Source organism: Blautia sp. JLR.GB0024, assembly GCF_037000545.1.
GTDB lineage: Bacteria > Bacillota > Clostridia > Lachnospirales > Lachnospiraceae > Blautia > Blautia celeris.
The window spans coordinates 1-1903 of the sequence record NZ_JBANBF010000043.1 but is presented as its reverse complement, the minus strand read 5'-3'; the positions used below and the strand labels follow the sequence as shown (position 1 = coordinate 1903).

The following is a 1903-nucleotide window of genomic DNA, read 5'->3' as shown; positions in this document are numbered from 1 at the left end:
GATAGTGTCAAGTGATGTATGAAAAAACTGAGCCGAAAAAATAGGCTCAAATGAACCTTGAAAACTGCAGATATTTATACTTGAGCTCTCCAAGGGCATAGGGCTTTGCCCTATGTACCCACAAGGGACAAGTCCCTTGACCCATGATCGGGCTCTGCCCGAACCCGTCCTCGCCGGAAGGCAGGAAAAGGGCGCAGTTGCCCCTTTTCTTTGTAAAAAGGATCATCCGTGAACCTTATGTCAAGTAACTTTCGCGGCATAACGGAACTTCGTTCCATTATTCCACGCTTCACCTGACAACGGCTCCGCTCCGTTATGCTGATACCTGGTTCTGAAGATTCAGGATCGTCTGTTGTCCAAGAAAAATGAGAAGCTGCCACTTGCCCGGCATATTGTCCGCATCTTTGAGCATCTCAACCTCATTCAGGACTTTATAGCCAGCATGTTTATGAGGCCGGAGAAAGTTATAGTAGGCAACCCAGAGAGTCAGGTCATAGTTGGCACCGTCGATGTTATCAAAACCATTCGTAGATCTGTAAGTAGCCTTGTATGTACGGTTCAGCCGTTCAATCATCTGTTTGAACGGACGAAATTCTTCGGACACTTCATCGTCGTTGGTAAGCCCAATTACCTGAGTGATCTCAAACTTGAACTTTTCGCCAAACTCATGGAAGAACTGCTGGGCAGCGAGAGGGTAGGCACTATAGCCGTCAGCAATAAAACGGAAGTTCTTTGGAAGCTCCGTTAAGTGACGAAACGCCATTCTCATGGCAAGAATACAGGGGCCAACTCCACGGTTGTCAGATACCTGATAGCCGATGATGGAACGTTTGGCGGCATCCATGATGAACCAGATGTAAGCCTTAATACCACGGATTTTGATATAGGTTTCATCAGCAGTGAAGACACTGCCAGAGCCGTAATCGTAATGATCGACAAAGGGTTTCACACAGATAGCGGCTGTTTTGCAGTAATTCGCTATCTGCTGATGTGAGATGGAGATATTATACAAGTCCTTTAAAGCCTGGGAAGTTTTTCTGAGAGACAATCCAAGATTTACGTGGAGAGTCAGGCACAGAGCCATTGTGTTGGAGTCAAACTTACTGAACTTCAGGGAGGAGGCATTCTTTGGCAGGGAGTTTAAATCCATGCGAAAAAAATCTATCGTGAATTCACGGTAGATATAGTGGAGTTTGTATTTATTCCTGCCATAGTCCTCATCCAGATCTTTTTTATCAACTTTCCGAAGGTTGTGAAGATAGTAAGGGCATTTGGGATTCACACATTTATGGATGATGAAGTGTTTCCTGTTCTTTTTTGGAACAAGAGCATTTCCACAATGGGGACAACGCAGCTTAACTGAGGAAAAACGGCTTTGTTCCGGAGAGAATCTGGTATCACAGATCTTGCAGAGGACCTGCCCTTTGGAACCATTATTTTTGTATAGAAATGGTTTAGGAGCACCACAGCGTGGGCAGCAGCATTCGTCTGGGATATCACACTCGGACCGGCGGCTGACGGGACGGATCTTCTTACCATACCGTTTTTCAAAGTAAGGGATCAGCTCCTTATAAGTCCAGTCCTGACGGAAATCTGTAATGAGAGGAAGCGCATCCGTTTTGAATTTCTGATACTTCGGAGAGTGGGAATCATCAAAAGCCCACTGTCTGAGTGGTATATATCTGCAGATAAAAGAAAAAAGATAGCGGATAATTCGCTGTTGGTATTGAATGTAGTTAAGTAAATAAAGTATAATGTCCATGAGCAATGAAATCCTTTGGTATTTTGGTGTTTGTGGTGAACTCATTATACTATAAAAAGGGAGGTCATTGCTCTTTTTGTTGCAAACTCCCATTAAATCAAGGTTTAACAATAAAAAATGGTAGTGAAACTTGACACTACC

Annotated in this window: 1 protein-coding gene; it reads right to left on the bottom strand. The window is 44.0% G+C overall.

Going from position 1 to position 1903, the window contains the following annotated elements; all coding sequences use genetic code 11:
* Nucleotides 1–313 precede the first annotated feature (313 nt).
* A complete protein-coding gene (locus V8Q34_RS27340; protein WP_335835843.1) occupies nt 314–1762 on the bottom strand; it encodes a DDE-type integrase/transposase/recombinase in 1449 nt (482 codons plus the stop codon).
* Between the last annotated feature and the right edge of the window lie 141 nt (nt 1763–1903).

Bases quoted from the DNA above. Each gene is read 5' to 3' on its own strand.
- V8Q34_RS27340 (WP_335835843.1), bottom strand. From the start codon at position 1,762: ATGGACATTATACTTTATTTACTTAACTACATTCAATACCAACAGCGA.